22 protein-coding genes are annotated in these 25013 nt (G+C 65.2%); 16 read left to right on the top strand and 6 right to left on the bottom strand.

What is annotated here, in order from left to right:
* Positions 1-40 precede the first annotated feature (40 nt).
* Complete coding sequence (locus H9K76_RS16810) at positions 41-1639, top strand: argininosuccinate lyase (RefSeq protein ID WP_187596474.1); 1599 nt, start codon at positions 41-43, stop codon at positions 1637-1639.
* Positions 1640-1675: 36 nt separating this feature from the next.
* On the opposite strand, the gene H9K76_RS16805 is transcribed toward H9K76_RS16810, so the two are convergent.
* On the bottom strand, positions 1676-2056 hold the full coding sequence (locus H9K76_RS16805; protein ID WP_187596473.1) for a hypothetical protein: 381 nt from the start codon (positions 2054-2056) through the stop codon (positions 1676-1678).
* A 117-nt stretch (positions 2057-2173) separates the two neighbouring features.
* Between H9K76_RS16805 and H9K76_RS16800 the strand changes: the two genes are divergently transcribed.
* Positions 2174-2806: an ABC transporter ATP-binding protein gene (locus tag H9K76_RS16800; RefSeq protein ID WP_187596472.1), complete on the top strand. Its 633-nt coding sequence runs from the start codon at positions 2174-2176 to the stop codon at positions 2804-2806.
* Here the strand turns inward: H9K76_RS16800 and H9K76_RS16795 are convergent.
* From H9K76_RS16795 to H9K76_RS16775, 5 genes are all read right to left on the bottom strand, one after another.
* A complete protein-coding gene (locus H9K76_RS16795) occupies positions 2793-3641 on the bottom strand; it encodes a LytR/AlgR family response regulator transcription factor (protein WP_246475078.1) in 849 nt (282 codons plus the stop codon). The two genes, H9K76_RS16800 and H9K76_RS16795, sit on opposite strands and share 14 nt — an antisense overlap.
* Complete coding sequence (locus H9K76_RS16790) at positions 3638-4762, bottom strand: sensor histidine kinase (protein ID WP_246475075.1); 1125 nt, start codon at positions 4760-4762, stop codon at positions 3638-3640. Before H9K76_RS16790 ends, H9K76_RS16795 begins: the two co-directional genes overlap by 4 nt.
* Before the next feature lie 28 nt (positions 4763-4790).
* Positions 4791-5195 carry a DUF2306 domain-containing protein gene (locus H9K76_RS16785; protein ID WP_187596471.1) on the bottom strand — a complete coding sequence of 135 codons (405 nt, stop codon included), beginning with the start codon at positions 5193-5195 and terminating at the stop codon, positions 4791-4793.
* Between the two features lie 173 nt (positions 5196-5368).
* On the bottom strand, positions 5369-8011 hold the full coding sequence (gene mutS / locus H9K76_RS16780; RefSeq protein WP_246475073.1) for a DNA mismatch repair protein MutS: 2643 nt from the start codon (positions 8009-8011) through the stop codon (positions 5369-5371).
* Between the two features lie 327 nt (positions 8012-8338).
* On the bottom strand, positions 8339-9934 hold the full coding sequence (locus tag H9K76_RS16775) for an alkaline phosphatase D family protein (RefSeq protein WP_187600692.1): 1596 nt from the start codon (positions 9932-9934) through the stop codon (positions 8339-8341).
* Between the two features lie 294 nt (positions 9935-10228).
* Between H9K76_RS16775 and surE the strand changes: the two genes are divergently transcribed.
* The 14 genes from surE to bamB all read left to right on the top strand — a co-directional run bounded on the left by surE (position 10229) and on the right by bamB (position 25012).
* Positions 10229-11008: a 5'/3'-nucleotidase SurE gene (surE, locus tag H9K76_RS16770; protein ID WP_187596470.1), complete on the top strand. Its 780-nt coding sequence runs from the start codon at positions 10229-10231 to the stop codon at positions 11006-11008.
* Positions 11005-11799: a protein-L-isoaspartate(D-aspartate) O-methyltransferase gene (locus H9K76_RS16765; protein ID WP_187596469.1), complete on the top strand. Its 795-nt coding sequence runs from the start codon at positions 11005-11007 to the stop codon at positions 11797-11799. Before surE ends, H9K76_RS16765 begins: the two co-directional genes overlap by 4 nt.
* 12 nt (positions 11800-11811) lie before the next feature.
* Entirely contained in the window at positions 11812-12711 is a 900-nt protein-coding gene (locus H9K76_RS16760; RefSeq protein ID WP_187596468.1) for a peptidoglycan DD-metalloendopeptidase family protein, read from the top strand.
* Positions 12712-12731: 20 nt separating this feature from the next.
* Positions 12732-13841, top strand: a complete 1110-nt coding sequence (locus H9K76_RS16755) for an RluA family pseudouridine synthase (protein WP_425489613.1) — start codon at positions 12732-12734, stop codon at positions 13839-13841.
* Positions 13842-14104: 263 nt separating this feature from the next.
* Entirely contained in the window at positions 14105-15118 is a 1014-nt protein-coding gene (scpB, locus tag H9K76_RS16750) for an SMC-Scp complex subunit ScpB (RefSeq protein ID WP_187596467.1), read from the top strand.
* Entirely contained in the window at positions 15115-16683 is a 1569-nt protein-coding gene (locus tag H9K76_RS16745; RefSeq protein WP_187596466.1) for a pseudouridine synthase, read from the top strand. The genes scpB and H9K76_RS16745 overlap by 4 nt, the downstream gene beginning before the upstream one ends.
* 254 nt (positions 16684-16937) lie before the next feature.
* The gene (gene ndk / locus H9K76_RS16740) at positions 16938-17363 is read left to right on the top strand and encodes a nucleoside-diphosphate kinase (protein WP_187596465.1); all 426 of its coding nucleotides are present in this window, start codon (positions 16938-16940) and stop codon (positions 17361-17363) included.
* Positions 17364-17457: 94 nt separating this feature from the next.
* Positions 17458-18579, top strand: a complete 1122-nt coding sequence (rlmN, locus tag H9K76_RS16735) for a dual-specificity RNA methyltransferase RlmN (RefSeq protein ID WP_187596464.1) — start codon at positions 17458-17460, stop codon at positions 18577-18579.
* Between the two features lie 28 nt (positions 18580-18607).
* The gene (gene pilW / locus H9K76_RS16730; RefSeq protein ID WP_246475072.1) at positions 18608-19438 is read left to right on the top strand and encodes a type IV pilus biogenesis/stability protein PilW; all 831 of its coding nucleotides are present in this window, start codon (positions 18608-18610) and stop codon (positions 19436-19438) included.
* Positions 19431-20426: a helix-turn-helix domain-containing protein gene (locus H9K76_RS16725; RefSeq protein ID WP_187596463.1), complete on the top strand. Its 996-nt coding sequence runs from the start codon at positions 19431-19433 to the stop codon at positions 20424-20426. The genes pilW and H9K76_RS16725 overlap by 8 nt, the downstream gene beginning before the upstream one ends.
* Positions 20427-20428: 2 nt before the next feature.
* Entirely contained in the window at positions 20429-21697 is a 1269-nt protein-coding gene (ispG, locus tag H9K76_RS16720; RefSeq protein WP_187596462.1) for a flavodoxin-dependent (E)-4-hydroxy-3-methylbut-2-enyl-diphosphate synthase, read from the top strand.
* 193 nt (positions 21698-21890) lie between these two features.
* A complete protein-coding gene (gene hisS, locus H9K76_RS16715; protein ID WP_223196256.1) occupies positions 21891-23150 on the top strand; it encodes a histidine--tRNA ligase in 1260 nt (419 codons plus the stop codon).
* A 27-nt stretch (positions 23151-23177) separates the two neighbouring features.
* Positions 23178-23855: a YfgM family protein gene (locus tag H9K76_RS16710; protein ID WP_187596460.1), complete on the top strand. Its 678-nt coding sequence runs from the start codon at positions 23178-23180 to the stop codon at positions 23853-23855.
* Entirely contained in the window at positions 23852-25012 is a 1161-nt protein-coding gene (gene bamB / locus H9K76_RS16705) for an outer membrane protein assembly factor BamB (RefSeq protein ID WP_484482091.1), read from the top strand. The genes H9K76_RS16710 and bamB overlap by 4 nt, the downstream gene beginning before the upstream one ends.
* Position 25013: the final 1 nt, after the last annotated feature.

The following is a 25013-nucleotide window of genomic DNA, read 5'->3' as shown; positions in this document are numbered from 1 at the left end:
CCTACAATGAGCTTGCAACCTGCCCGCGCGTGTGGCCTGCATGCGCCGTTACCGATGGAGAGAGACAACCGTGAAGTTCATTCTTTCGTCCCTGGGCGCAGCCGCATGGCTGGCCCTTCATGCTCCCGCTGCCGTCGCGCAGGGCGCGCCCGCACCGCAGGCTTCGGCGTCATCCGCAACGCCCATCGCAGCTATGGCGGGCCAGCCGCGCGATCCCTTTTTCTGGCTGGGAGAAATCAACAAGGCCACGCTGGTGATCAATTCGGAGCAGGGGCTGCTCGATCCCTCCATCGCGCCGCGCCTGGCCGCCGGCGTGGCGAAGGTCATTGCCGACGGCAATGCCAGCGGCGGCAAGCGCCCGGCCAGCGTGATCACGTTCGAGCCGCTGCTGATCAAGGCGGCTGGCGAGGACGTCACGCTGCTGCATGCGGGGCGCTCCAGCCAGGACATGCATGCAACCTACCGCAGTGCCATCCTGCGCGACAAGCTGCTTGAGCTGGCCGAGCAGCTCCATGCGACCTCGATGGTGCTTGTCGAACTCGCAGCCAGGCATGAGCGCACCATCGTGCCCAACTACACCAACGGCGTGGCGGCGCAGCCCAACAGCTATGGCCACTACCTGCTCGGGCAGGCGGCGGGCCTGATGCGGGACGCGGACCGCATCCGCGAAACCTATGCGCGCGTGGATCGCTCGCCGATGGGCACCACGGTGCTCAATGGCACGAGCTGGCCGCTCGACCGGCAGCGCATGGCCCGCTACCTGGGTTTCGAGGCATTGGTGGACAACGCGTATGACGCATCCCAGATATCGTCGATGGACCAGCCTGTCGAAGTGGCCTCCATCGTCACCAGCGTGGCCCTGCGAGCCGGCAATTTCGTCGAGGACCTGATGACCCAGTACGCGCAGCCGCGCCCCTGGATCCTGCTGGAGGAGGGCGGCGGCAATACCTATGTGTCGAGCGCCATGCCGCAAAAGCGCAATCCGGGCCTGCTCAACGACACACGCAGCGAAGCCTCGACCGCGTTGACGCTGGCGCTGGGGCCGGTGGTGCAGACCCACAACATCACGCCCGGCATGAGCGATCCGAAGGATGTGAAGCAGAATTCTGCGATGGTGGACGGCGGCATTGCCACGCTCAAGCGCTGGAGCCGCGTGCTGAAGGCGCTGGTCATCCGCCCCGAGCGCGCGCTGGAGGAACTCAACAGCGACTGGACCGCATCGCAGGAACTGGCCGACGTGCTGATGCGCAAGTACCGGCTGCCGTTCCGCGATGGCCATCACTTCGCCTCCGAAGTGGTCTCGTATGCCAAGGCGAACGACATCAAGCCGCTGGACTTTCCCTATGCCGAGGCGCGACGGATCTATGCGGAATCGATGAAGGACTCCAAGTACGGCGCGGACCTGCCGATGAGCGAGCAGGAGTTCCGCTCCACGCTCGATCCCGTGGCCATCGTGGACAACCGGGCCACCTCGGGCGGACCCCAGCCCGCCGAGATGCAGCGCATGCTGGCACAGGCCCGCGCGCACCTGGCGGCGCAGGATGGCTGGATCAAGGCGCGCCGGGCCCATATCCGCGATGCGCTGGCACAGCTCGACCGGGACTTCGATGCGATCGCAGCCAAGGCGCCGAGGCCCTGAATAGCCGGGGCTTGGGCTGAGCTCCTTCAGCCCATTTCAGCCCATATTGCCATTCACTTCGAATGCATCGCAGAGGCCATCCGCGAAGGCTGCGTTGCCGGTCAGTGTGAGGGTCAGCGTGGTATGGCCCACCTCGGCGTCGTCGTACTGGAGCTGGCGGCTGCGAGCGTCGAAATGGATGACGAGCGCCTGGCCCGCATCGTCCTGCGCGCTCAGCGCGAAGTCCCAGTCGTTGCCTTCCTCCAGCGGGCCGCAGCGGCCCGGGAAGGCGACGTGGGCCCATTGCAGGATGGACTCGATTTCCGAGACAAGCGCCGGTAGGCGCGCCGCGGGTGCGCTTGCCATGGCGTCCCAACTGCCGTTGCCGTCCTCGTCTTCGCTGTAGTCAAAAATCAGGTAGTCGAGAGCGTGGGGCACGGTGGTTGCTGCGTGTTGGACAATGGAGCCCGCATTTTCGCACCGGACCGCGGGCCGGCGCGTATCCTCCATACCATTGCATTTCAAGACACATCCACGGACATGAATACAGGAGAGATGCCATCTCACGCAACGCAGCCCGTCGTCTCCATTGACGGCCTGCACTTCGGCTTTGCCGCCGGTCCGGAACTGTCGTGCCCGGCGCACGCCTGGGCCGCAGGGCTGCATCTGGTGCAGGGCGACGAGGGTGTCGGCAAGACGGCGCTCCTGTGTACCCTGGCGGGCGACATTCCACCGCGTGCGGGCAAGGTCCACAGCCGCGCTGCCGATGTGTTCTGGCAGCATCCGCGCGCCAGCCTGAGCGAGGCGCAGCAGCAAAGCACGTGCCGCGAATGGGTGGCCCGGCGTGCCCTGCAGCATGCGAACTGGAGCGAGAAGGATTTCGAGCGCCATGTGCGGGGCTTCGAGCTGGACGAGCATCTGCACAAGCCGCTGCTCGCATTGTCCTCGGGTTCGCTGCGCAAGCTCTGGATGGCGACCGCCTGGGCGAGCGGGGCGGCACTGACGCTGATCGACGAGCCCTTCGCGGCGCTCGACAAGGGCTCCGTGCGCTACGTGGAAGACACGCTCAACGAATTCACGGCACAAGACCAGCGCGAGCGCCATGGCTCGGCTGGCCGCTGCGTGATCGTCGCGCACTGGGACGCCATGCAGCACGTCGATTGGGACGATGCCTTCACATTGACTTGAACTGCTGCGCGTAGAGGCGGCTTACCGCCAGCGTTTCGGGGCGTTCGCGCAGGGCGACCGTGAGCCGGCCGGTCTCGTCGCGACGCGCGCTGGCGATGCCGGCAGCCCGCACCACCGTGCCGCGATGCACCTGCCAGAACTGCACGGGGTCAAGCTGCACGAGCAGTTCCTTCAACGGCGTGCGGATCAGGAACTCCTGTGTGGCGGTGAGCACGCGCACGTACTTGTCGGCCGCTTCGAGGTAGACGATGTCGTTCACCGCCACCATGTGAATCGTGTTGCCCACGCTGGCCTGCACCCACTGCAACGGCTGGGGAGCAGGCGAGGTGGGCCCTGCGGGCGAACCGGATGCCAGCGGCGTTCGCATGAGCGGCTGAAGCTGCTGCAATTGGCGCAATGCGAGCTGCAGTGCCGCTCCTGCATCGCGCGCCTGGCGCTGTGTCCACCATTGCCGAAGGCGGTTCACGGTGTGCAGCAGGCGCGCGGCGGTCACCGGCTTGAGCAGGTAGTCCATGGCCTGGGCCTCGAAGGCCTCGATCGCGTACTGATCGTATGCGGTGACGAAGACCAGCGCGGGAAACGGCGTATCTTCGGGCCATGCATCGACCAGTTCGGCGGCTGCCTCCAGCCCTGTCTGGCCGGGCATGCGGATGTCGAAGAAGAGGATGTCGGGCCGCCGGGCGAGGGCGCTCTGGACTGCCTGGATGCCGTCTTCCGCCACGTCGCACAGGGTCAGTTCAGGCCACGCCTTCCGCAGCATCTGCCCGAGGTGTTGCGCGAGCAGGGGTTCGTCTTCCGCAATCAGCGCAAGGGGTGGCGCCAGGAGGTCATTCACGCCGAGGCCTCCAGTGGAAAGACAACGCGTGCGATGGTGCCATGCTGGTCCGGGGCCGAGGCCAGCTCGAAACGGGCGGTGTTGCCGAAGCGCGTGGCCAGCCGTTCACGTACGAGCGACAGGCCCATGTGGGTGCCATCCTCGCGGCCGGGGGCGGGTTGCCTTGCAGGCTCCAACCCGAGGCTGGAGTCCGCAACGGTGATTTCCGCAAACCTGTCGCCGTCAAGAAGAATGCTCCGAGCGCTGACATGGATGCTGCCTCCGCCCGGCTGGGGCTCGATGCCGTGGCGGATGCTGTTCTCCACCAGGGGCTGCAGCAGCAACGGCGGCACTCCGACATGGGCGAGAGAATCCGGCAGGTCGAGCGTGCAGTTCAGGCGCCGTCCCATGCGGATCTGCATGAGCGCCAGATAGTCGCCTAGCCGTGCGAATTCGTCGCGCAGCGGATGCTCTGTCTTCTGCGCACCGGTGAGCGTCATGCGCAGGTAGTCGATCAGGTGGTCGAGCATGCTCTGGGCCCTGGCCGGGTCGACGTCGATCAGCGCGCGCAGGTTGGCCAGGGTATTGAACAGCATGTGCGGCTCGAGCTGGGTCTGCAGCAGTGCGAGGCGTGCCTGGGCGGCCTGCCTCTCGGCCTGAGCGGTCTGCAACTGCAGGTGCCGGGACTTGCCGAGAAGGTAGAAGACAAAGGACATCAGCGCGCTGGTGATCACGGTGATCAGCATCGGCAGCAGCCAGGCGTTGAAAGGCCCCGGCCTGGCTTCGGGCCGCATGTGGCCCTGGTAGCTCTGGCCGATGAGCGTGCCCAGGCTGAAGCCGATCAGCATGCCGGCCACGACCACGGCCATGCCGCGCCAGCCCTGGGGCCAGGGAATGCCGCTTCCAACGGAGAAGCGAAAGCGACCGAACTCGATGCTCATCCAGCTCAGCATGCCGATGGAGATGGAATAGACCAGGTTCACATCCCAGGTGCCGACACCCGCCGCAGTCAGTACCACAGTGATCAGAGCGCAGACCAGCAGCGTCGCCGCACCATGGCGCGCCAGCATGGGCAGGAGCGGGGAAGGATCGGAGCGCATGGCCAGCATGGTAGCGGAGGTCAGGGGATGCGGCTTGGTCATGTCTTGGAGGTTTGGAAAGACAGAAGTTTCATATCAGGCCCAGGGTGCTCCAGAGCCAATGGCCGATCAGGCGATTGGGCACGAGCGTGAAGAGCCCGGCCAGCACGCAGGCGCCGAGGTAGACGCGCTGCATGGTGCGCCGGTGGGCCGCGAAATTCCTGCGCTTCAGGTGGATGAAGGCACCGGCGAGCCCCAGTACCGCAAGCGGTATCAACAGGTGGACCAGGGTGAGGCCATGCCAGTTCAGGATGGTCTCGTCGCGCAGGAAGCAGGCCGTGAGGGCGGCTCCGAGAAGGCTGAGGGTGAAGGCATATCCCGCCGCGCGGTGCAGTGCGGGGCGCACGGCCGCCATGCGGCGTGCCCACAGGGCGATCGCGCCGGTGATCAGTGCGCAGGTTGCCAGCAGCGCGTGCGTGGCGATGAGCGGTGTCATGGGCTGGTTCTCCAGTCGGATGCGAGTGAGTTCGCGATGACCGGATGTTCGGCCCGTCTCCTCCCGCACGCGAGCGGGAAGCGACGAGTTGCCGTTTTCGTGGTGCCAGATGCACCTGCGCCGCGCGGAATGCAGCGTGCGCCCGTCGAGCGGTTTTTCCGCCCGGAGGTTCGTCAGCCCAGCAGCTTCTTGAGCTGGTAGAGCGCGTCAAGCGCCTCGCGCGGGCTCATTGCGTCAGGGTTGATGCCCGCGAGCGCCTGTTCGACATGGCTGACCTGGGTGAGCGGTGGCTCGGGCGGCGGTGCGAACAGATCGACCTGCACGTCGTCCTCCCCCGCTCGGGCCTCCAGAGTCTCAAGGGCGTGGCGCGCGTGATTGATGACGGCGGCCGGCACGCCTGCGAGCTTGGCCACCTGGATGCCATAGCTGCGGCTGGCGGGGCCGGGCTGGATCTCGTGCAGGAACACGATGTCGTTGCCGGACTCGGTGGCTCCCACATGCACGTTCATCGCATGCTGGTGGCGCGCAGACAGTTCGGTCAGCTCGAAATAGTGCGTTGCAAACAGCGAGAAGGCCTTGGTCCGGTCGTGCAGATGCGTGGCGATGCCGCTCGCGAGCGCCAGCCCGTCGAAGGTGCTGGTGCCGCGCCCGATCTCGTCCATGAGCACGAGCGAGTGCGGCGTCGCGCTGTGCAGGATCTGCGCGGCCTCGGTCATCTCCAGCATGAAGGTGGACTGCGCATTCGCCAGGTCGTCCGCGGCACCGATGCGGGTGTGGATTGCATCGATCGGGCCGAGGCGGCACGACGCCGCGGGCACATACGACCCCATGCTGGCGAGCAGCACGATCAACGCCACCTGTCGCATGTACGTCGACTTACCGCCCATGTTGGGGCCGGTGATGATCTGCATGCGCGTGTTGGCGTTCAGGCGCGTGTTGTTGGGGATGAACGCGCCCGAGGACGTCTCGGCGAGACGCGCCTCGACCACCGGATGGCGTCCTGCCTCGATCTCGATGCAGGGCTCGGGAACGAACTGCGGCGCGCACCAGTTCAGCGTGAGGGAGCGCTCGGCCAGCGCGCACAGCACATCGAGGGCGGACAGCGCCTGCGCGAGCTGGGTGAGCGCCGGCACATGTGCCTGCAACTGATCCAGTATCTGCTCGTACAGGAACTTCTCGCGCGCCAGGCCGCGCTCCTGTGCCGACAGGGCCTTGTCCTCGAAGGCCTTGAGCTCGGGTGTGATGAAGCGCTCTGCATTCTTCAGCGTCTGGCGGCGACGATAGTTCTCCGGAACGCGGTCGAGATAGCTGGTGGTGACCTCGATGTAGAAGCCATGGACCTTGTTGAACTGAACACGCAGATTGGGGATGCTGGTGCGTTCCTTCTCCTGCGTCTCGAGTTGCAGAAGGAAGTCGTCGCAGTTGTTCTGGATGCCTCGCAGCTCGTCGAGCTCGGCGTCGAAGCCGCTTGCGATCACGCCCCCGTCGCGCACCAGCGCGGCAGGCTCCTCCATGATGGAGGACTTCAGCAGCTGCATGCAATCCAATGGCGGAGCCAGATGTTCGAACAGCCGTGCCAGCAGCGGATCGGGCGCTTTTGGAAACTGTGCGAGCAGCGCGGATTTCTCCAGCGTCCTGCCGAGGGCGACCAGTTCCCGCGGGCGCACCTGGCGCAATGCGATGCGTGCGGTGATCCGCTCGACATCGGCCACGCCGCGCAGTTCGTCGCGCAGCATCTGCCAGGGCCCGTTGCCGGCCCCGGAGCCACGCAGAATGCCGATGGCCGCGTGGCGTTCGCGCGCGGCACTCCGGTCACGCTCGGGCTCCAGCAGCCAGGTCTTGAGCGTGCGGCTGCCCATGCCCGTCATGCAGGCATCGAGCAGCGAGAACAGCGTGGGGGAATCCTCGCCGCGCAGCGTCTTGGTGAGCTCGAGGTTGCGGCGCGTGGCGACAGGCAGGTTGATCAGCTGGTCGTTGCGCTGCACGCGCACGCCATGCACATGCGTGAGCGCACGGCCCTGGGTATGCTCGGCATAGGTCAGCAGAGCGGCGGCCGCGGCATGCGCCTGCGCCAGTCCTTCCGCATTCCAGGCCTGCAGCGTGGCGGCGCCCAGGTGTTCGAGCAGCTTGCGCTCGCCCAGCGCACCGTCGAACTGCCAGTCGGGCCGCAGGCTCAGCGGGCAGGTGAGGAGGCCGGACTGGCGCAACTGAAGCAGTTGCTGCTCGAAGCGCTCGGTGACGCCCGCGCTGTAGATCACCTCGCTCGGCGCAATGCGTGCTATCCACTGAGCAACCTCGTCATGCGAGCACTCGGCCAGGTGCACCAGCCCCTGCGTGACACTGAACCAGGCCAGCCCGGCCTTGGCGCGCGGCCCCTGGTGCAGCGACAGCAGCAGCGATTCGTTCTTGTCGGACAGCAGCTCGCTGTCGGTGAGCGTGCCGGGCGTGACCACGCGCACCACCTTGCGCTCGACGGGTCCCTTGCTCGCGCCCACCTCGCCCACCTGCTCGGCGATGGCGACCGATTCGCCCATCTTGATCAGGCGGCCCAGGTAGTTTTCAAGTGCGTGAAAAGGCACGCCGGCCATCGTGACGGGCTGGCCGGCGGACTGCCCGCGCTGGGTGAGCGTGATGTCCAGAAGCCGTGCCGACTTCTCCGCGTCGCCGTAGAACACCTCGTAGAAGTCACCCATGCGATAGAACAGCAGCGTGTCAGGGTGCTCTGCCTTTAGCGCCAGATATTGGGCCATCATGGGCGTGTGCGCGCTGTAGTCGATCTCGGCAACAGGTTGGATTTTTTCGGATGGTGTACTCATTGCCTTCAAATTCAGTAACTTGAATCCCGATGGCGCACCTGCTGCTTTCATGGCAGCTCTTCCGCCCTTTCGCACCTCCTGCGGCAGGCACGGAGGGGCATGCCGCTCCTCGAAGGAGCTATGCGGCATGCCTCGGTGGCGCAGCGAACGCGGCACCGGGAGAGCGGGCACCATGGGATTCGACATCGGGCGGGCGAAGCGCCCGGTGTCAGGAGAGGTGATTATTGTCGATGATGCACGCTCCCTTTACCCGAAGGCCATGGCGCGACCAGGCTTGCGCCGCAAGGACAGATGGGCGTTTATGGGCGTTCGGGTCGCTAATAGCACTCAGGCCTGCTGCACCCCGGGCCGGCCGTCCTCCACCACGAACTGAGCCAGCTCATACACGTCGCTTTGCGGGTCGAGCGGGTCGCGCACGGCGCGCAGCGTGGTCTTCCACTGCGTGGGGGTGATGTCGCAGAGGCCATAGCCGCGCTCGTCGCATCGTGCAAACAGCACATGCGGATTGGTTCGCTGTATGGCGTCCACCTTGTCCTGGGTGGTGCCGGAGCGCGAGGAGATGGAGGTGCCGCAGAACTCGCTGGCGATGACGCGGGAGGGCCTGTTCTCCATGGCGCGCGCATTCAGGGCCTCGATGTTGCAGACATAGTTCTGATGGATATCTCCACCAAGGAACACGGTGTTGCGCGGAGGGGTGCGCTCCAGGGACTTGATCACCCGGTCGCGCGAGGCAGGGTAGCCGTCCCAGCTGTCCGTGGACTGCACCCCGCTGGGATAGTGGCGCGGAGAAAACAGCGTCTGCTGGGCGACGATGCTCCAGCGCGTGGTGCGCCGCCGCGCGTCCTCCGCGAAGCCCTGGGCCAGCCAGCCTTCCTGTTCGTGGCCGAGAAAGCTGCGGGCCGGATCGAGCAGTTCGGGGCACTGCCCGGGATGGACGGCACCGGCGCCTGAACTATGGGGCTTGCGGCAGGCCTGCCGGTCACGATACTGGCGTGCATCCAGCATGTGCAGGCGCGCGAGTTGCCCCCATTGGATGCGCCGGAACAATTGCAGGCTGTGGAAGCCATCCTCGCGAAGGCTCGATGCACGCAGCGGCATGTGCTCGTAGAAGGCCTGCCAGGCGGCGGTGCGCATGAGCAGGAAGTCTGCCGTCATGCCGTCGCGGCCCTGGCCGTCCGCGTAGTCGTTCTGGACCTCATGGTCGTCCCAGGTCACTGCCCAGGGGGCAATGGCATGGGCTGCCTGCAATGCGGGGTCGCTCTTGTGCAGCGCGTAGCGCGCGCGGTAGTCCGGGAGGGACTGGGGCAATGGAAGATCGTGCACGCGCGCCAGGCCCTTGAGGGCGGCAGGAGAAGCGTACTCGTAGATGTAGTCTCCCAGGAACAACACCAGATCGGGCTGGTCGTCGCAGACCTTCCGCCATGCGGAGTAGAAGCCATGTTCCCAGCGCTGGCACGAGGCATACACCACGCGCAGGTTTCGCGGCATCTCGTGCGGTGCGGGCGCCGTCCGCGTCCTGCCCACGGTGCTGGCGGCATCCCCATGCATGAAGCGATAGAAGTACCAGCGCCCCGGTTGCAGCCCCCGCACTTCCACATGCACGCTGTGCGCGAAGGCGGGGTCGGCGCTGGCGGTGCCGCTGGCGCGGATGCGGCGGAAGCCCTCGTCCTCGGCCACTTCCCAGCGCACCGTCTGTGTCGCCAGCCAGGAGGTGGGCTCGGCTTGGGTGCCGGGCTGCGGCATCAGCCGTGTCCAGATGACCATGCCATCGGGCAGCGGGTCGCCGCTGGCGACGCCGAGCATGAAGGGGTCGTGCTTCAGGCGTGTCGCCTGGGACCATGCCCATCGCGGAGCCGCGCCCATGGCGGCGAGTTGGGCCGCGTGCAGCAGCCATCGACGGCGATCGGGCAGGACGGGAGGCATGGTCGGATGTTTCGGCATGGCGGAGTCGGTCACAATGCGCATGGATCATGCCGCAGAAGGCGGGGTTCCGCTTGACTCATTTTCCGCGCTGCCGACCGGTTCCAACGGGGTCCGATGCCGGGCATCGCTGGAATTCCATGAGGAAACACAAGGGCTTTCGTTGCCGGGCGGAACGTCAGGCGGAATGTCGGGCCTTGCGAGCGGCAGCAGCTCTGCCCTGTTCTTTTATCGCTGCACAATCAAGAACCTGCAGCTCGCGCAACCTACAATCCTGAATTCAGTGCATCTGAGACCATGAAGATTCTCATTTCCAACGACGACGGCTACCAGGCGCCGGGCATCGTGGCCCTTTACGAAGCGCTCAAGACCATTGCCGATGTGGAGGTCGTCGCTCCTGAACACAACAACAGCGCCAAGTCCAACGCGCTGACACTGCACTCGCCGCTGTACGTGCACAAGGCGGCCAATGGGTTCCGCTATGTCAACGGTACTCCCGCCGACTGCGTCCATATCGCGCTGACCGGGTTGCTGGGCTACAAGCCCGACCTGGTCGTGGCCGGCATCAACAATGGTGCAAACATGGGTGACGACACCATCTATTCAGGTACCGTCGGTGCGGCGATGGAGGGCTATCTGTTCGGCATTCCCGCGATTGCGTTCTCGCAGGTCGACAAGGGCTGGGGCGAGATCGACGCGGCGGCCGCCAAGGCGCGGGAGTTCGTGCTGCAACTCGAGGCCGCCAAGCACCTGGGAGGTGTTCCCTGGCTGCTGAACGTGAACATTCCCAACATGCCGCTCGAGGCACTCAAGCCGATGCGCGTCTGCCGGCTGGGGCGCCGACATGCAGCTGAACGCGTGATCGAGCAGCAGAGCCCGCGCGGCGAGACCATGTACTGGATCGGCAGCGCCGGCCCGGCGCTCGACGAGGCCGAGGGCACTGACTTCCATGCCACCGCGCATGGACATGTCTCGATGACGCCGCTGAAGGTGGACCTGACCGATCACGAGCGCATCGGGTATTGGGGGCAGTCGCTCGCCTCCGCATCGCCCGATGCTCCCCGGGAGGCTGCATGAACCAGCGTCGCCCGGGTTTCCCGGCCCGCCTGCCTTCTGCGGCCTCTCCTGCCTTGCCTGCCGGAGCTGCCAGGCCCGCGACACCCAAGGCGGCGGGATCGCCGCTGCCGCGCATCGCGCCGGCACCATCGGGTGTGGGGCTGGATTCGGCGGCGGTGCGCGGGCGCATGGTTCGCCGCCTTGCCGATTCGGGGATCTCGAACGCCGCGGTGCTTGCCGCCATGGGCGATATCGAGCGGCACAGATTTGTTGACAGTGCGCTCGTCAATCAGGCCTATGAAGATACAAGTTTGCCCATCGGTTTGGGGCAGACTATCTCAAAACCCAGTATCGTGGCGCGCATGGCGGAGTTGCTGCTGGGTGCGCCCCTGGTCAAGACCGAGGGCCTTGGCAGGATTCTCGAGATCGGGACCGGCTGCGGCTATCAGGCCGCAGTTCTGGGCCGGATCGCCAAGGAGGTGTACACCATCGAGCGGCTTCGCGCGTTGCACGAAAAGGCCCGCGAGAACTTGCGCCCGCTGAGAATCTCCAATGTCCACCTGATCCTGGGTGATGGCATGCTGGGATATCCCAAGGGCGCTCCCTATGCGGCCATTATTTCCGCTGCCGGCGGAGAAGGCCTGCCCCAGCAATGGTGCGACCAGTTGGCCCTTGGAGGCCGCCTGGTGGCGCCCATGGCAGGCCCCGATGGCAAGCAGATACTTCTTGTCGTGGACAAGACCACGACGGGTCTCAAGCAGACCGTTCTTGAGGCTGTCAATTTCGTCCCTCTAAAATCGGGGGTTGCGTGAAGGAATGTTGTTATGAATATGTCGCGTAGTCTTGTAGCTTGGGCTTGTGTTGCGTCCGCCACCGTCTTCTTGGTGGGTTGCGGCAGCACGTCCGTGAACAGGGCTCCCGTGGAAGATCGTGGAACCTCAGCAGGAACCAGCCAGAGCTCAGGGCAGACGACGGGAACTCCCGCCATCGATCCCAAGACGCTTCCCGGCTACGAGAACATGGGCAAGCCTGGTTATTACACCGTCAAGCCCGGTGATACGCTGATCCGCATCGGCCTCGAGTACGGCCAGAGCTGGAAGGATATTGCGCGCTGGAGCAATCTCGAGAACGCCAATGTGATCGAGGTGGGCCAGGTGCTGCGCGTCGTGCCCCCGACTGCGTCCGGATCCACGGAAACGGTGGCGACCCGCCCCGTGACGCCTGCCACTCCGGCATCGGGCGCGAGCGCGCCCAAGACGGCCGCATCCGGCACGCCAGCCGCATCGACCCCCGCGGCGACGCCCGCGCCTGCACCGGCTCCCGCGCCCACTCCGGCTCCGGCGGCGGCAGGTGGTGACGACCTGAACTTCATGTGGCCGGCGAGCGGCTCGCTGCTGGCGGGTTTCGACGAGGCTCGCAACAAGGGCTATGACATCGGCGGCAAGGCGGGCGATCCGGTCCTCGCGGCGGCTGACGGCCGTGTGGTCTATGCAGGGGCGGGCCTGCGCGGCTACGGCAACCTGATCATCCTCAAGCACAACAACACCTTCCTCACGGCCTATGCGCACAACCAGACGCTGCTGGTCAAGGAAGACCAGAACGTGCGTAAGGGCCAGAAGATCGCCGAGATGGGCAGCACCGATACCGATCGCGTGAAGCTGCATTTCGAGATTCGTCGCCAGGGCAAGCCGGTGGATCCCTCGCGCTATCTGCCTTCCCGCTGATCGATCGGAACTGATCCACATTGGCTCATCAGAAGAAGAAAAGCCCGGTTGCAGCGCAACCGGGTGCAGGCGCCGGCATCGGACCGGATGAAAAACCCGGGCTGCCCGCATCTCCCGGTGCCCACGCCTCAGCCGAAGCCGACGAAGACGTCGAAGGCGCGGAAAGCGACGCGCCGGCCGAGCTGGAGATACGCGATTTCATCGTCTCCACCGGCCAGCACCTGATCCGTGTCGACAAGGTGCTGTCGGATCTCGTCCCCGAGTTCTCGCGCAACTATCTGCAGCAACTGCAGGCCGCGGGAGCGGTGGCGATCAATGGCCGCGAAGTCGTGAAGCCCTCGGCCAAGGTCTCGGCCGGAGACAGTCTGCGCATCGAGATGCGTCCCACGCAGCAGAGCCAGGCGTTCAAGGCCGAGGACCTGCCGATCGACGTGGTCTACGAGGACGAGCACCTGCTGGTGGTGAACAAGCCGGCGGGCCTGGTGGTTCACCCGGCCGCGGGCAACTGGAGCGGCACGTTGCTCAATGCGCTGCTGGGCCGCGACGAGCAGGCGAAGGCGCTGCCGCGCGCGGGCATCGTGCACCGCCTCGACAAGGACACCAGCGGCCTGATGGTGGTGGCGCGCTCCCGGCTCGCGATGGATGCGCTGGTGCGCATGATCGCCGCGCGCGAGGTGAGTCGCCAGTACCTGGCCATTGGCTTGCGGCCATGGGTGGGCATGGGCACGCGGCACGTGAATGCCCCGATCGGGCGCGACCCGCGCAACCGCCTGCGCATGGCCGTGGTCGATCTGGACCGCCATCCCGGCAAGACGGCGCAGACCGATATCGATCTGCTGGAAAACGGCCCTGACGGCTGTCTCGTGCGCTGCACGCTGCACACCGGGCGCACGCACCAGATTCGCGTGCACATGGCCTCGATCAATCACCCCTTGCTGGCCGACGCGCTCTATGGCGGGGCGGGCATCGATGCCATCGCCCGGCAGGCTTTGCACGCGTTCCGTCTGTCTTTTGCACACCCCGTGACGGGTGAGGCGCTGGTGTTCCATTCGGAGCTGCCGGCGGACATGCGCGCCGCACTTGATTTCTGGGGCCTGCGCTACAATGCGGCCCAGGGAACTTCTGCATGATTCCTCGCGGGCCCCGGTGGCCGGCATCGGCAGGCATGTGTGATGCCATCGATGTGGCGGAGGATCGGGCGCGCTGGCTGCAAGAAGCCGCCACGTGTCGCCGGGTATCGTGCAGAGGGGCTTGTTGACCCGACAATGCCGTTGATGCCCGGTCGCTGCCGGGTTCAGGCATAGTGCCTGATGCGGTTTCAACACCGCTGGTGTTCTCCTCTTTCGAGTCGCTGTCCGCTGGGTCAGCCATCTTTTTCCGGAACTGCGGAACCATGAATACGCTGGATGCCAAACGGGTCCTTGAAACCGCATTGATCTGCGCGCAACAGCCGGTGACCGTACGGGAATTGCGGGTGCTGTTCGATGATGCGCTGGGTGCCGACACGATCAAGAACCTGCTGGCGGACCTGCAGCTCGACTGGGCGCAGCGTGGCGTGGAACTGGTGCCCGTGGCTTCCGGCTGGCGTTTTCAGAGCCGCCCGGAAATGCGGGAGTACCTTGATCGCCTGCATCCGGAAAAGCCGCCGCGCTACACGCGTGCCACGCTGGAGACGCTGGCCATCATTGCCTATCGGCAGCCGGTCACGCGCGGCGATATCGAGGACATCCGGGGTGTCACGGTCAACAGCCTGATCATCAAGCAGCTCGAGGATCGTGGCTGGGTGGAGGTGATCGGCCACCGCGAAACGGTCGGGCGGCCATCGCTGTTCGCAACGACGCGGCAGTTCCTGGACGACCTGGGGCTGCAGTCGCTGGATCAGTTGCCGGTGCTCGAGAGCCCCGCTGCACAGTCCGCGATGCTGGATGCTCTCGGCGCTGAGGCTGTGTCAGGCGACGAGGCTCAGGGCGATCTGCTGGAGGGCGCGCCCGAGGCACAGCCCGATGTTGCCGTCGTCGCGGGCGACGACCTCTTCGGTGCATCGCAGGAGCTGGCGCTGGAGGCGGATAGGGATGCCGATGACGTGGCGGTGACGGCGCTCGAGGAAACAGAAGTCACCGGAGACGGTGAAGCCACGGAGACACTGCAGGAATTGGAGCAGCCGCAAGAAGCGGTTGCCACGGATATGGAAGAAGAGGCCTTGCCCGACATGCCTGTCGAGGCTTGGGCCGAACGGTCAGAACCTATAGAACACGAAGAAAGCCAAACGCTGGAAGGTCAAACGCCGCAGGAAGGCGAAAGCGTTGCAGCACAGGAATCGGTTGAGGAGGCCGGCGCGTCGGATGATGATGCATCCGGCGAGCCCCCCGCCTCCGAGGACGATGACGACGCGGAAAAACACACATGACAGAATCAACCAAGAATACCGGCGAACAGCCGAATGCCGAACTGCCCGTGACGGCCGCAGAGACGGATGGTGCCGTGCCTGCGAAGAAGCCGCGTCGCCCTCGCACCGCCAAGCCCAAGGCAGCGGCGGATGCGGATGCCACGGTGCAGGCCGTGTCCGATGCCGTGGCCGTGACCGCCACTGAGGCGCCCGATCACGCCGAGAAAACGGCGGAACCGTCGGCCGAAGCGGCCAGCCCCGCAGCCGACGTATCCGAAAACCAGCGTGGGGACGGCTCGCAGCGCAAGCGTGATCGCCAGCCGCGACGCGAAGGCGGCGGGATGCGTGAAAAGGGTGGCGACGCACAGGGCGCCCAGCGCCGCGGCGAGAACCGTCCGGGTCCGCGCAATGCGCAGCGTGCTGCAGGCGACGAAGAGGGCTATCAGTTTGCCGACATCGTCTCCGGCCAGCTTGACCGTGATGAGGATGACGAGGCCGTTGCCCCCACCAAGCGCGTGCTGCCTCCTCAGGCTGAAACGCCCAAGCTGCACAAGGTGCTGGCGCAGGCTGGCGTAGGCTCTCGCCTCGAGATGGAGCAACTGATCCTGGAAGGCCGCATTTCTGTCAACAACGAGCCGGCCCACATCGGTCAGCGCGTGCAGTTCGGCGATCAGGTCAAGATCAACGGCAAGCCGATCCGTTTCCGCATCGAACCGCCGCCGGTGCGCGTGCTGGCGTATCACAAGCCTGTGGGCGAAGTGGTCACCCACGACGATCCGCAGAACCGCCCCACGGTGTTCCGCAAGCTGCCGCGCCTGGTGCAGGGCAAGTGGCAGTCGGTGGGCCGCCTCGATCTGAATACCGAGGGACTGCTGCTGTTCACGAGTTCGGGCGAACTGGCCAACAAGCTCATGCATCCGCGCTTCGGCCTGGAGCGTGAATATGCGGTCCGCGTGCTGGGTGCGCTGACACCTGATGAGAAGGAGCGCCTGCTCTCCGGCGTGCAGCTTGAGGACGGCATGGCCAGCTTCGGCTCCATCGACGATGGCGGTGGCGAAGGTGTGAACCAGTGGTATCGCGTGACCATCTCCGAAGGCCGCAACCGCGAGGTGCGCCGCATGTTCGAGGCGGTCGGCCACGCCGTGAGCCGCCTGATCCGCATCCGCTACGGTGCCATGATGCTGCCGCGTGGCCTCAAGCGCGGTTCGTTCCTCGAACTCGACGAGCGCGACATCCGTGCGCTGGTGCAGGCGGCTGGCGCAGGCGGCCTGATCGACACACGTGCGCAGGACCAGGGCGGCGGCCGCTCCGGCCAGCGCCGTGACAGCCGTCCGCGCAACAGCGGCCCGCGTGGCGCCATGGGCAACGGAGGCAATACCAGCCCGCGCAGCGGTGGTAATCGTGGCTCGGGCCAGAATGCCTCCTCCGGCCAGCGCGGTCGCGGCAGGCCCGCGGGCGGTGGTGGTAGTGGTGGTGGCTCGCAACCCGATCCGATGAAGACCTCGGTGGGTTACATCGGAGGGGACAGTTTCTCGCGCCAGCGCCAACAGCAGCGCAATTCCGGCGGACGTCGCCGCGATCGTTGACGTGCAGCCAGCGTGGGCCGGGTGTCCTGCGCATGCTGTGCGAAAGCATCGTTTCAGCGTCATGACAGGGCGGTTTTCCCCGCTGCTGCGCCCCCATATCGAATACGGCTTCGCCAAGGAATTGGCGAAAAGCTAGAATATCCGGTTTTGCTTCACAGCGTTTTATCTGCGCCTGGCCGGTTTGCGGCGCGCAGGAATGCATCAGTGCAGATAGGCGCTGGACAAAAAAGTCCATACATCAACAGGAAATCCTCATGGCTATCGAACGTACCCTCTCCATCATCAAGCCCGACGCAGTTGCAAAGAACGTGATCGGCCAAATCTACGCTCGCTTCGAAGCTGCCGGCCTGAAGGTCGTGGCCGCTCGCATGGCCCACCTGTCGCGCCTGGAAGCCGAGCAGTTCTACGCTGTCCACAAGGAGCGTCCTTTCTTCAAGGATCTGGTGGACTTCATGATCTCCGGCCCCGTGATGATCCAGGCTCTGGAAGGCGAGAACGCCATCCTGAAGAACCGTGAGCTGATGGGCGCCACCGACCCGAAGAAGGCTGCTCCCGGCACCATCCGCGCCGACTTCGCCGACAGCATCGACGCCAACGCCGTGCACGGCTCCGATGCCGCTGAGACAGCTGCCGTGGAAGTGGCATTCTTCTTCCCGGGCATGAACGTCTATTCCCGTTAATCGGGGAACTGCACGGGCCGTTGAGGACTCTCAGGGGCCGTGCAAGCTGGATTCTTGAAACTCTTCTCCCACGTGGACATGGACTGGTTTTGTTATGACCACGAATCTTCTCGACTTTGACTTGAATGGGCTCACCGCTTTTTGCGAGGGGTTGGGGGAGAAGCGTTTCCGCGCCACGCAGTTGTTCCGATGGATCCATCAGCGCGGCGCGAGTGATTTCGATCAGATGAGCGATCTGGCGAAGTCGCTGCGCGAAAAATTGCGTGGCTGCGCGCATGTCACGGCGTTGCCCGTGGTGACCGAGCACATCTCCGCCGACGGCACGATCAAGTGGCTGTTCGACGTGGGGGATGGCAATGCGGTCGAATCCGTTTTCATTCCCGAGGATGACCGCGGCACGTTGTGCGTCTCCTCGCAGGCCGGTTGCGCGGTGGGGTGCCGCTTTTGCTCGACGGGGCATCAGGGCTTCAGCCGCAATCTGACGACCGGCGAAATCATCGCCCAGCTCTGGTATGCAGAGCATTTCCTGCGCAAGCGCTTCAATACCGATGAACGCGTCATCTCCAATGTGGTGATGATGGGCATGGGTGAACCCTTGCAGAACTACTCGGCGCTGGTGCCGGCGCTGCGCACCATGCTCGACGACCACGGCTACGGCCTGTCGCGCCGCAGGGTGACCGTATCCACCTCGGGCGTCGTCCCCTTCATGGACAGGCTGGCCCAGGACTGCCCGGTGGCCCTGGCCGTGTCGCTGCATGCGCCCAACGATGCGCTGCGTGACAACCTGGTGCCGCTGAATCGCAAATACCCGCTCAAGGAGCTGCTGCAGGCCTGCAATCGCTACCTGGAGCATGCGCCGCGCGACTTCATCACCTTCGAATACTGCATGCTCGATGGCGTGAACGACCAGGCAGAACATGCAAGGCAACTGATCGATCTGGTGCGCGGACAGGGTGCAGACAACGTATCCTGCAAGTTCAACCTGATCCCGTTCAACCCGTTCCCGGCGTCGGGGCTCAAGCGGTCGAGCGCCAGCCAGGTGGCTGCTTTCTCGAAATTGCTGTCCGATGCGGGTATCGTCACCACCGTGCGCAAGACACGCGGTGATGACATCGACGCGGCATGCGGCCAGTTGGCCGGTGACGTACGCGACCGGACCAGGGTCGAACAGCGCATGGCGAAACTCAGGACGATTGAGATCAAGCCAGCGGCTTGAGGTGTGCAATAGAACAAAGGGGGTCAGTATGAACGGATGGGGCGTTGGGTGGCGGCGTGCAGCCCTGGTCGGGCTGGGTGCTTCAACGGTGCTCGCCGCGGTCATGAGCCTCAGCGGCTGTGCATCGGCGGGAGCATCCGGTGCCGAGGTCGAGAAGGACACGATTTCCTCCAGTGGCGAAACCGATGTGCGCCGCCGCGCTCGCATCCGCCTGGAACTGGCCGCCAATTACCTGCAGCGCGGACAGGCTTCCGTGGCGCTCGAAGAGACGCGCCAGGCGCTCGCGACTGACCCGACCTTCACGGACGCATACCATCTGCGCGGCCTGATCTACATGCAGATGAACGACCTGGGCCTGGCCGAGGAGAACCTGCTCAAGGCACAGGGCATGCGGCCCAGCGATCCGGACATCATGCACAACCTCGGATGGCTCGCGTGCCAGAAGCAGCAGTACGCCCAGGCCGAGCACATGTTCGACAAGGCGCTGGCCGTTCCGACCTACATGGACCGCAGCAAGACCATGATGTCCAAGGGCGTCTGCCTGGTGCGCTCGGGCAAGCCGGAAGAGGCCGAGCCCATCCTGCAGAAGGCCTATGAATTCGATGCCGCCAACCCAATCATCGGGTACGAGCTGGCGCAGCTCAAATACAACAAGGGCGATGCCAGACGCGCCCAGTTCTACATCCGTCGTGTGAACAATGGCAGCTTTGCCTCGGCCGAATCGCTGTGGCTGGGCATCAAGATCGAGCGCTCGCTGGGCGATCAGGCCTCGGTGCGCCAATTGGCAGGCCAGTTGCACAAGCGTTTCCCGGATTCCAAACAGTCGCTGGCCTATGAGAGAGGGGCTTTCAATGAGTGAGCAGGTGGGGCTGGGCGCGCAGGCGCCAGAAGACAACGTGAACGAAGGTCTCCCTCCAGGCGTCACGGCGGGTGCCCTGTTGCGCCAGGCACGCGAGGCCATGGGCGTGCACGCCGTCGCTCTGGCGGTTGCGCTGAAGGTGCCGGTGAGCAAGATCGAGGCGCTGGAGGCGGATCGCCATGACGAGTTTCCCGACAATGTCTTCATGCGCGCCCTGGCTGCAAGCGTCTCCCGCACGCTCAAGGTGGATGCGGCACAGGTGCTTGCCCTGCTGCCCTCGGGCGCGCCGCAGCCGCTGCATGTCACGCGGGGACTGAACGCTTCGTTCAAGGACCCTACAGGCCGCTTCAAGCCCGAATCCTCCTCGCTCGAATCCTCCAACAAGTCACGCTGGATCGGTGTGGCCGTTGTCGGCTTGCTGATCGGTGCGTTGGCTGTTGCCTTCATGCCACGCAAGGAGGCTTCGACTGCCATCGAGCGTGCTGGCACGACCATGGCGGCGAATGACGCGGGGCAGGGCGCTACGGCGGTGTCGGAGCCCGTGGCTGCTGTGGAGCCGGGCGCCGAGCCCGTGGCTCCATCTCCAGCGACCACGTCCGCTCCCCCGGCTGCAACCACACCTGCACAGGTAGCGAGTGCGGCGACCGTGGCAACGCTTCCCTCCGCCGCGAACCCGGGCGCCAGCGCTCCCGTGGCCGCTGCCATGGCGCCGGCCCCAGCGGGCAGTGCACCGCTGCCGGCGGGAGACCCTTCCAAGGTGCTGGAGATCCGCACCCGTGCGCCTTCCTGGATCAAGATCGTGAGTTCCGTCAATGGCGTGGTGCTGCAGCGCGAGCTGGCGGCCGGCGAAAGCGTCGTGGCGACGGGCTCACCCCCATGGAGTGTGACGGTGGGCCGGCCCGACGCGACCGATGTGATCGTGCGTGGCGAGCCCATGTCCATGGCCAACTATGCGCACGGCAAAGTCGCGCGCTTCGAGGTGAAGTAAAGATGACCTTTGCTGAACAACCCGTGGCAATGTCCACGCCTGCCGCCCGCAAGTCGCGGCAGGCGAGGGTGGTGTGGGGCGACCATGTCGTGACGGTGGGCGGGGACGCCCCCGTGCGCGTGCAGTCCATGACCAATACCGACACGGTCGATGCCATCGGCACCGCCATCCAGGTGAAGGAACTGGCACGCGCCGGCTCCGAGATGGTGCGCATCACCGTCAACACGCCCGAGGCCGCCGCGGCCGTTCCCTATATTCGCGAACAACTCGACCGCATGGGCGAGAACGTCCCGCTGGTCGGTGATTTCCACTACAACGGCCATCGCCTGCTCACCGACTACCCGGACTGCGCCAAGGCGCTGTCCAAGTACCGCATCAACCCCGGCAATGTGGGCAAGGGCGACAAGCGCGACAAGCAGTTCGGCCAGATGATCGAGGCGGCCATTGCCTACGACAAGGCCGTGCGGATCGGCGTGAACTGGGGCAGCCTGGACCAGGAGCTGCTCGCCAGCCTCATGGACGAGAACAGCCGCCGCGCGACCCCCTGGGATGCGAAACAGGTGATGTACGAGGCGCTGATCACCTCGGCCATCGATTCGGCCAGGCGTGCGGAGGAAATGGGCCTGAACGGCAACCAGATCATCCTCTCGTGCAAGGTGAGCGGTGTTCAGGACCTGATCGCGGTGTACCGCGCGCTCTCGCGCCGCTGCGACTATGCGCTGCATCTGGGCCTGACCGAAGCCGGCATGGGCACCAAGGGCGTGGTGGCATCGACGGCCGCGCTCTCGGTGCTGCTGCAGGAAGGCATAGGCGACACCATCCGCGTCTCGCTCACGCCCCAGCCGGGCGAGGCCCGTACGCAGGAGGTGGTGGTCGCCTCCGAGATCCTCCAGTCCCTCGGCATGCGCATGTTCGTGCCCAGCGTCACGGCCTGCCCGGGCTGCGGTCGCACGACCAGCACCACGTTCCAGGAACTGGCCAAGCAGATCGACGACTTCCTGCGTTTCCAGATGCCGATCTGGCGAGGACAGTATCCCGGAGTGGAATCGCTCAAGGTGGCGGTCATGGGCTGCATCGTCAACGGCCCGGGCGAGAGCAAGCATGCCGATATCGGCATCAGCCTGCCGGGCAACGGCGAGGCACCCTCGGCGCCGGTCTTCATCGATGGTGAAAAGGCGATGACCTTGCGCGGCGAGGGCATAGCAGAGGAGTTCCAGCAGATCGTGGAAGGCTATATTGCCAAGCGTTTCGGCGCGGTGAAGGCGGCCTGACGGGAACACACCGGGATTAAATCGAGAACAAACGGACACTTGATTGACGGGATCGCGCATCCTTTTTTGAGGCGCACTTTCGCATTCAGGCGAAAATCCCGTCTTTCGATCCAGCGAAGGCGCCAGGAAGCGCCATAGACAACAAAAGGTATTTCAGTTGAGCAAGACTCAAAAATTGGTGGCCATCAAGGGGATGAACGACATCCTCCCGCCAGAATCCGCCAGGTGGGAGTGGCTGGAAGAGAAGGTTCGCAACCTGATGGAGCGCTTTGCCTACCGCAACATGCGCACGCCCATCGTCGAGCCGACGGCCCTGTTCGTGCGGGGCCTCGGCGAGGTGACCGATATCGTCGAGAAGGAGATGTACTCGTTTGAGGACAAGCTCAATGGAGAACATCTCACGCTGCGTCCCGAGGCCACTGCCGGTGTCGTGCGTGCGGTGGTCGAGCACACCATGCTGTACGAGGGCGGCAAGCGCCTGTATTACATGGGCCCGATGTTCCGTCACGAGAAGCCGCAGCGTGGCCGCTATCGCCAGTTCCACCAGGTCGGCGCGGAAGCTCTGGGCTTCCCCGGGGCGGAGGTGGATGCCGAGCTGATCCTGCTGGCCAACAGCCTGTGGGAAGAGATCGGCCTGCAGAACGTCGAGCTGCAGCTCAACAGCCTGGGCCAGCCGGAAGAGCGCAAGGCGCATCGTTCCGCGCTGATTGCCTACCTCGAGCAGAACGTCGATGCCCTCGACGAAGATGCGCGTCGCCGCCTCTACAGCAACCCGCTGCGCATCCTGGACACCAAGAATCCTGCCATGCAGGATCTGGTGAACGCGGCCCCGCGCCTGTTCGATTTCCTGGGTGAGGCCTCGCTCAAGCATTTCGATACCGTGAAGGCGATCCTCGACGCCAACGGCGTGAAGTGGACCATGAATCCGCGTCTCGTTCGCGGCATGGACTACTACAACCTCACCGTGTTCGAGTTCGTGACCACCCAGCTGGGCTCGCAGGGAACGATCTGCGGCGGCGGTCGCTACGACTACCTGATCGAGGAAGTCGGCGGCAAGCCTGCGCCGGCCGTTGGCTGGGCTCTGGGCGCCGAGCGTGTGCTGGAGCTGCTCAAGGAGCAGGGCAGCCAGGTTCCGGCACTGGTGCCGGACGTCTATGCCATCGTGCCCGATGCGGGCAGCCTGCCCCAGGTGATCGCAGCACTCCAGAAGCTGCGTGCAGCGGGAGTGAGCGTGCAGATGCATACTTCCTCGGGCGAGGGCATGGGCAGCATGAAGTCGCAATTCAAGAAGGCGGATGCCAGCGGCGCACGCTTTGCACTGGTCTTCGGCGCGGATGAACTGGCGCGTGGCGCGGTCACCGTGAAGTCGATGCGCGACGGCGAAGGGCGGCAGTCCGAACAGTCGCTCGATGCCATCGGCACCTGGGCGGGTACTCTCAAGATTTCTGGTTAAGCACAACAAGCAGCGGAACACATCATCATGGCCAATCACTTTGACCTCGAAGAACAAGAACAGATCGACCAGATCAAGCATTTCTGGAAGACCTGGGGCACGCTGATCACTGCCGCGGTGGTGGTGGTCTGCGGCGGTTTTGCTGCTTACAACGGCTACAACTACTGGCAGAACCGCCAGGCCGCTCAGGCGTCGGGCCTGCTCGACGAGGTGGATGCGGCGGCCATTGCCAATGATCCGCAGCGCATCCAGCACGCGTTCGACGACATGAAGTCGCGCTACCCGTCGACCGCCCAGGCCGGCCAGGCCGCCCTGACGGCAGCCAAGGTGATGATGGACGCCAAGAATCTCGATGGCGCCAAGACCACGCTCGAATGGCTGGCCAAGGATGGCAAGTACGACGGGCAGAAGGCTGTCGCACGCCTGCGCCTCGCGGCCGTGCTGATGGAGCAGAAGGCCTACCCCGAAGCGCTCAAGCAGCTTGAAGGCAGCGTGCCACCCGAATTTGCCGCCGCATTCGCAGACCGCAAGGCCGATGTGCTGGTGCTGCAGGGCGACACCAAGGCCGCCATCCCCGAATACCAGAAGGCCCATGCAGCGATCGACCCGCGCAACAGCTACCGCCGCGTCATCGAGGCCAAGCTCAACGCGATCGGTTCGTCGGTGCAGGTGGCGTCGGCCAAAACCACAGGGAGTGCCCAGTGAAACTGAAGAAGCTGTCGTCGTCCATTCCATCGCGCACCGCACTCGTCGGCAGTGCCCTGCTGTGCTCCGTGCTGGCCCTGAGCGGTTGCTCGTTCTTCGGCAACAAGGCTCCCAAGCCGGCTGAGCTGGGCCCCAATGTGCCGGTGATCCCGGTGACACAGGCCTGGCGTGCCAAGATTGGAAAGATCGAGAACCTGGTCCTGGATGCCCGCGTGAGCGGCAACAACGTCCTGCTGGCATCCGATACCGGCGAAGTGGCGGCTCTCGACGCGCGCACCGGCGCCGACGTCTGGCGCCTGAACGTCGGCACTCCGCTGTCGGCGGGCGTGGGCACGGATGGCCGCTGGAGCGCGGTGGTCAGCCGCAACAACCAGCTGATCGCCATCGAGGGCGGCCGCGAGATCTGGCGCAAGAGCCTGCCGATCCAGGTGTTCACCGCACCGCTGGTGGCAGGCAACCGCGTGTTCGTGCTGGCGGCCGACCGCTCGGTCTATGCCTATGACGCAGCCTCCGGCCAGCGTCTGTGGACGCAACAGCGTCCGGGCGAGCCGCTCATCCTGCGCCAGCAGGGCGTGCTGCTGCCGATCGGCAATACGCTGGTGACGGGCCTTGCCGGTCGCCTGGTGGGCTTCAACCCCGACAATGGATCGATCCAGTGGGAAGCGCCGCTCGCCAGCCCCCGCGGCACCAACGATGTGGAGCGACTGGTCGAGATCGTCGGCCGCACGAGCCGCATCGGCGACAATCTGTGCGCCCGGGCTTTCCAGACATCGGTCGGCTGCATCGATGCCAGCCGGGGCAGCGTGGTCTGGACCCAGACTGCCAAGGGCAACGAAGGCATCGACGGTGACGACAAGAACATCTACGGTGTCGAAAGCAACGGAACCGTCCTGGCGTGGAAGCGCAGCGACGGCTCCAAGGTGTGGAGCAGCAGCCGCCTGCAGTATCGCGAGCTGACCGCTCCGCTGGTGCTGGGCCGCTCGGTGGTGATCGGTGATTCGACCGGCACCGTGCACATGCTGTCGCGCGAGGATGCCTCGCCGCTCAATCGTCTGACTACGGACAAATCTGGTGTCGCAGCAGCCCCCGTGGCCGTTGCTGGCACGCTCGTCGTGGTGACCCGCGACGGTGGAATCTACGGCTTCAGGCCGGAATAAC

This window comes from Diaphorobacter ruginosibacter (assembly GCF_014395975.1).
GTDB classification, from domain to species: Bacteria; Pseudomonadota; Gammaproteobacteria; order Burkholderiales; family Burkholderiaceae_C; genus Diaphorobacter_A; species Diaphorobacter_A ruginosibacter.
The sequence above is the reverse complement of the archived record's forward strand: the minus strand, read 5'-3'. Positions and strand labels throughout refer to the sequence as shown.

Excerpts from the sequence above, each read along its gene's own strand:
- ispG (WP_187596462.1), top strand. The coding sequence starts at position 20,429 with ATGACCTTTGCTGAACAACCCGTGGCAATGTCCACGCCTGCCGCCCGC.
- mutS (WP_246475073.1), bottom strand. The coding sequence starts at position 8,011 with ATGAGTACACCATCCGAAAAAATCCAACCTGTTGCCGAGATCGACTAC.
- ndk (WP_187596465.1), top strand. The coding sequence starts at position 16,938 with ATGGCTATCGAACGTACCCTCTCCATCATCAAGCCCGACGCAGTTGCA.
- scpB (WP_187596467.1), top strand. The coding sequence starts at position 14,105 with ATGAATACGCTGGATGCCAAACGGGTCCTTGAAACCGCATTGATCTGC.
- rlmN (WP_187596464.1), top strand. The coding sequence starts at position 17,458 with ATGACCACGAATCTTCTCGACTTTGACTTGAATGGGCTCACCGCTTTT.
- H9K76_RS16725 (WP_187596463.1), top strand. The coding sequence starts at position 19,431 with ATGAGTGAGCAGGTGGGGCTGGGCGCGCAGGCGCCAGAAGACAACGTG.
- hisS (WP_223196256.1), top strand. The coding sequence starts at position 21,891 with ATGAACGACATCCTCCCGCCAGAATCCGCCAGGTGGGAGTGGCTGGAA.
- H9K76_RS16775 (WP_187600692.1), bottom strand. The coding sequence starts at position 9,934 with ATGCCTCCCGTCCTGCCCGATCGCCGTCGATGGCTGCTGCACGCGGCC.
- H9K76_RS16760 (WP_187596468.1), top strand. The coding sequence starts at position 11,812 with ATGAATATGTCGCGTAGTCTTGTAGCTTGGGCTTGTGTTGCGTCCGCC.
- H9K76_RS16800 (WP_187596472.1), top strand. The coding sequence starts at position 2,174 with ATGCCATCTCACGCAACGCAGCCCGTCGTCTCCATTGACGGCCTGCAC.
- H9K76_RS16810 (WP_187596474.1), top strand. The coding sequence starts at position 41 with ATGCGCCGTTACCGATGGAGAGAGACAACCGTGAAGTTCATTCTTTCG.
- H9K76_RS16765 (WP_187596469.1), top strand. The coding sequence starts at position 11,005 with ATGAACCAGCGTCGCCCGGGTTTCCCGGCCCGCCTGCCTTCTGCGGCC.
- pilW (WP_246475072.1), top strand. The coding sequence starts at position 18,608 with ATGAACGGATGGGGCGTTGGGTGGCGGCGTGCAGCCCTGGTCGGGCTG.
- H9K76_RS16790 (WP_246475075.1), bottom strand. The coding sequence starts at position 4,762 with ATGACCAAGCCGCATCCCCTGACCTCCGCTACCATGCTGGCCATGCGC.
- H9K76_RS16710 (WP_187596460.1), top strand. The coding sequence starts at position 23,178 with ATGGCCAATCACTTTGACCTCGAAGAACAAGAACAGATCGACCAGATC.
- H9K76_RS16785 (WP_187596471.1), bottom strand. The coding sequence starts at position 5,195 with ATGACACCGCTCATCGCCACGCACGCGCTGCTGGCAACCTGCGCACTG.
- surE (WP_187596470.1), top strand. The coding sequence starts at position 10,229 with ATGAAGATTCTCATTTCCAACGACGACGGCTACCAGGCGCCGGGCATC.
- H9K76_RS16745 (WP_187596466.1), top strand. The coding sequence starts at position 15,115 with ATGACAGAATCAACCAAGAATACCGGCGAACAGCCGAATGCCGAACTG.